Source organism: Nocardia sp. NPDC004722 (assembly GCF_053601505.1).
In genome coordinates this window covers 1-4,564 of the sequence record NZ_JBSGBY010000646.1, presented here as the reverse complement: position 1 = coordinate 4,564, position 4,564 = coordinate 1, and the positions used below count along the sequence as shown (strand labels likewise).

The 4,564-nt window shown below is 65.9% G+C and carries 5 protein-coding genes; 2 read left to right on the top strand and 3 right to left on the bottom strand.

Going from position 1 to position 4,564, the window contains the following annotated elements; genetic code table 11:
- On the bottom strand, positions 1-930 hold a 930-nt coding region (gene ku / locus ACWELQ_RS38850), incomplete at its 3' end, for a non-homologous end joining protein Ku (RefSeq protein WP_452402003.1).
- A gap of 173 nt (positions 931-1,103) precedes the next feature.
- Positions 1,104-1,625 carry an ATP-binding protein gene (locus ACWELQ_RS38845; RefSeq protein ID WP_452402002.1) on the bottom strand — a complete coding sequence of 174 codons (522 nt, stop codon included), beginning with the start codon at positions 1,623-1,625 and terminating at the stop codon, positions 1,104-1,106.
- Positions 1,626-2,063: 438 nt separating this feature from the next.
- On the opposite strand from ACWELQ_RS38845, the gene ACWELQ_RS38840 reads away from it, so the two are divergent.
- Positions 2,064-2,885 (top strand): HpcH/HpaI aldolase/citrate lyase family protein, encoded by an 822-nt coding sequence (locus tag ACWELQ_RS38840; protein ID WP_452402001.1) that lies wholly within the window; start codon positions 2,064-2,066, stop codon positions 2,883-2,885.
- A gap of 185 nt (positions 2,886-3,070) precedes the next feature.
- On the opposite strand, the gene ACWELQ_RS38835 is transcribed toward ACWELQ_RS38840, so the two are convergent.
- Positions 3,071-4,027 (bottom strand): alpha/beta hydrolase, encoded by a 957-nt coding sequence (locus ACWELQ_RS38835; RefSeq protein ID WP_452402000.1) that lies wholly within the window; start codon positions 4,025-4,027, stop codon positions 3,071-3,073.
- Positions 4,028-4,242: 215 nt separating this feature from the next.
- On the opposite strand from ACWELQ_RS38835, the gene ACWELQ_RS38830 reads away from it, so the two are divergent.
- Positions 4,243-4,564, top strand: a 322-nt coding sequence (locus ACWELQ_RS38830) for an aldolase/citrate lyase family protein (RefSeq protein WP_452401999.1), incomplete at its 3' end; no start/stop codon positions are given.

The following is a 4,564-nucleotide window of genomic DNA, read 5'->3' as shown; positions in this document are numbered from 1 at the left end:
CAACCGCGCCAGATACACGAGCTGATCGACGATCGGCTGCTTCGGATACAACCCGCGCTCCTCGGGCATGTATCCGAACCGCCGCCGGTCCGCGGTCGCCGCCTTGGCAGGGGCTTTCGCGGGTGCGGCTGGTGCGGCGCCGGTCTTGCGTACGGAGGCTTCCAGACTTCGCTGTAGCGCGGCGACCAGGTCGACCACCTCGGCGTCCATCTCCGGCGCCGCGGCCTCGGGCGCACGGGTGACCTTGCTGCTGCCGCTGGCGATCGCCTCGTCGAGCAGCTTCTTCAGCTCGATCTGGTATTCGTCCACGTAGAGGCTGGGATCGAAATCATCCGAGAGTGTGTCGACGAGCGTCTCGGCCATCTGCAGTTCCTGCTTCTTGGGCTCGGACACATCCTCGAGCTTGTCGAACGCCACCGACCGCACCTCGTCGGGCCACAGCAGCGTCTGCAACACCAGCACCCCATCGCGCACCCGCAGCGCCCCCAACCGTGTCTTCTGCCGCAACGTGAAATGCACCAGGGCCACCCGATCCACCCGTTCGAGCGTCTTCGCCAGCAGCACATACGCTTTCGGCGTCGTCGAGTCGGGTTCCAGATAGTAGCTCTTGTCGAACAGAATCGGATCGATCTGCTCCGACGGCACGAATTGCAACACCGGAATCTCGTGCTTCTCCGCCGCCGGCAGCTTCGAAAAATCCTCGTCGGTGAGTATCACCCGATCCCCATCAGGCGACTCATAAGCCTTGTCGATATCCGAATACTGCACCGGCTGCCCATCCACCGTGCACACCCGCTCATACCGAATCCGCCCACCATCAACGGCATGCACCTGGTGAAACTTGATGTCATGATCCTCCGTGGCGGTATAAACCTTCACGGGAACATTCACCAACCCGAACGCGATGGAGCCCTTCCAAATGGACCGCATCGCCCGATCCTACTTCGGACGGCGTGTCCTGGTCGGTAACACGCCGCCGACCTGCGGGTTTCGGGTGGCTTCTGTTTGTTGTGGGTGGTTGAACCCTCACGACTCATCTGGTCCGCCCGCCACTTCGACACCCTGGACCTCAGGAGTTGAGACGATATTTGAGCGCGAAGGTCTCAACCCTTGACGGCCTCGGCGATCCGGCATGCCGCCTGGGCGGGTGTGAGGTGCGTAGTGTCGACGACCTCGGCATCACGGTGTAGCCACGTGCGGGCTGCCTCGGCGTACGGCTCCAGATATTTGAGCCGGAACGCGGAGGGGCCGAGAAGGGTGTCCCCCTCGATGCGCCCACGGAGGGTGTCCTGGTCGGCGTGGAGGACGAAATGCCTTACCGGGATCGAGTATTGGGCCAGGCCCGTGCTGATCTCGCGCCAGTACTGCTCGACCAGGACCGTCATCGGAATCACGAGGATGCCGCCGGTGTAGTCGAGTACGCGGCGGGCGGTCTCGACCACAAGCGGCCTCCACGGCGGCCAGTGCTGGAAGTTGTCGGTCTCGGGCAGCCCCGGCGTGATGTCCATCAGGGTTTCGCCGACCTTCTCCGCGTCGAACACCCGCGAGTCCGGGATCAGTTGCTGCACAAATGCGCTGGTCGTTGTCTTGCCAGCGCCGTGGGTGCCATTAAGCCAAACGATCATGGGCCCAACGTTAATGGCATGACGGCGGTCCACTGCCGGGCACGACCGCGTGGCTATGGCTGAATCGAGGTCGGCTCTCACATGAAGGCCGGGACCCGCCCGCGCCGGGCTCGGGCCGGGCGGCTTCCTCAGGGGACGCCTGCACGTGCTCCCGGGATCCCCTTCCGGCGGGGATGGTGCGGCTGGGCGTAATCCAATTCGAGGGAAGCCTTTTCGTAGTGACGCACATCATGAACTTTATTTACGAAATATATCTTGCAGGTCTTCTGGTGGTTACCGGCGAGTTCGCTTCCGCTCAATTGCGAGCATAGAGGTATCGCACATATCCTGTGGTCGCGATCCGGTGCGGGGGCGCAATCATTTCGGCGATATCTGCCGACGGGGATGAACAAGAGGAAGGTTGTCTGTGTTTGCAGTGAATTCGAAGGCGGAACTTCGATGACCACCTTTACCGGATTGTCCCCCGAGCTGGCGCGATCGTGGTGGCTGCTGTCGGCGACCTCCGACAACACCGGCCGCATGGCGGGTACCCGCGCCGACGTCGCTGTCATCGACCTCGAGGACGGTGTGGCTCCGCAGCGGAAGGCGTTCGCGCGCACCGTGGCCCGTGGGATTCTCGAGCAGGGTCCGGCCTGGATCCGCATCAACGACGTCCGCTCGCCGTACTGGCGCGACGATGTCGAGGCGATCGGCGACCTGTCCCAGCTGGCGGGTGTCATGATCGCGAAGGTCGACTCGGCGACCGATATCGAGCTGGTCTCTACCGCCCTACCCGCGCCGGTGCCGCTGGTCGCGTTCATCGAGACGGCAGTGGCCTTGGAAGCGGCGCGGCAGATCGCCGATCATCCCCGGGTCTGCCGCCTCGCTCTGGGCAGTGGAGATCTGCGCATGGATCTGGGGGCGGAGCCCGGATCGGCGATTCTGGATTACGCGCGGTCGCGGTTGGTCGTCGCCAGCCGGGCCGCGGGCCTGCCGGGACCCATCGATGGCCCGTCGATCGTGAACGACGAGGGCCTCGTGCAACGGGAGACCGCCTCGGCGCGCTCGCTGGGCATGACCGGCCGACTCTGCCTCGACCCGGCGCACGCCGCCCTCATCAATACCGTCCTCAGCCCGACCGTCGACGACATCGCGGCGGCGCGAGCGACCATCGCCCAGCTCGGTTCGGATGGAGCCAACGCGACCAAGGGCAGCGACATCCCACGTTTGCGCCGTGCGCACCGCACCATCGACCTCGCCTCCCGGTTCGATCTGATCTAGGGGGCGCGGGTCGAGAAATATCGCAAGGGTCGTGCCCGACCGGACGGTGCCCTCGCTGGTGCGGATTCCTTTGTCGGCCAGGGCGAATGGGCCGATCCGTTTCCGGTATCGACGGTCGCCGGAGTGGCTTCCGCCGATCAGGACACCGAACGCCATGATCGGCAGGAGAAGCGACCGACGAGCGTTCATGCCCCGGCCAGTGTCTGGAGGCCGAGGTCCGCAGCGACGGACGCGGTGGCGGTGTGGGGGTCGGAGGCGAGGGGGGCGCTGAAGAAGTCGGTGGTCCAGTCGATCGCGAGGTGTTGGACGACGGTGACGTTCGCCGATTGGGGTACGCCGCAGAACAATTCGCCGAGTGTGTCCGAGCTGTCGCCTTCAGCGTCGGTGTGCTCGCCGGTGGGGAGCCGGACGCCGACGAAGGGGCGGTGGAGGAGGGTTTGCAGGGCCGTGGTGCCGGATCCCAGGGCATTGCACAGCGAGGGTGGGCCGGACACGGTGAGGATGGGCAGGCCGGTCGGGTCGAGGTCGGCGAGCGCGATGTCGGTGTTGTCGCCCAGGAACGACTTCACCGGATCGAGCAGGACCAAGCCGCGGACCCGCGGCCAGATGGCGGGCGCGGTGGTGTGCAGCCGGTGTGCGACGTACTCGACGGCCTCCGCGCCCGCGGAGTGGCCCAGAAACACGAATCGCCGGGGAAGTTCGGGAGCGGTGCGCCCCGCGCGGGCGGCCGCGGCGGCCAGGCTGCGGGCGAGTGGGCCGGACGGATCGTCCGCGGTGGTGAACAACCCGGCCACTTGGTCGAGGAAGGCGGTGTTGTCGCCGAGGTTCTGCAGGGTGCAGCCATCGAGGTTGAGGAACGGCAGGCTGGGCGCGAAGACCAGATAGCCTGCGGCGGCGAGGGATTCCGACAGGGCCGCGACGTTCTCGCTCGCGCGAGCGAAGCCGTGCTGCACCCAGACCAACCCGCGTGGCACGCCCGCCGGCAGGTACCAGTCGACGGTCTGACGCAGGGTCGAGGTCGCGCACGGTAGGTCGATCGTGCCGGGCAGGACCGGCGATTCGGCTGCGGCGGGGGAGATTCCGGCGACGGCGGCGATACACGCGGCGGCCAGGACGGTCAGTGTAGAACCCCGAAGGCTCATCGTGACTCCAATGGGGAGGGCACGCTGTTTCCCTTGTCGGAATAGCGTTTCTTTCAGTGATCCCTAGTGACCATAGTTGGTTCGCTGCCGTGCACGATCGTTTTGGGACAACTGCTGGACGCAGCTACTGTATCGAGGTTATGTTTCGTTGAGAGAAACAATGTTTCACTTCGGAATCGCGTGCGGCGGAGGCTCCGCAGTGAGGAGACGCCCCGGTGAGATCGGCGCTCTACGTCCCCGGTAACCGCCCCGACCTGTTCGACAAGGCGCTGGCCGGTCCGGCCGATGTCGTGCTGCTGGACCTCGAGGACGCGGTTCCGCTGGGAGACAAGGATTCCGCGCGTGCCGAGATCGCCGGGTGGCTGCGCACCGTCCCGGCGGCGCGGCCTCGCATCTGGGTGCGGGTCACCGTCGAGGACGTCGAGGCGGATCTGCGCGCGGTGGTCACCCTCTTCGCGCACTTCCCCGACGGGAAGGAATCGCTGGTCTTCGACATGGACGCCGACCGCGAGGCGGCCGTGGTGGCCGCGGTGCGTG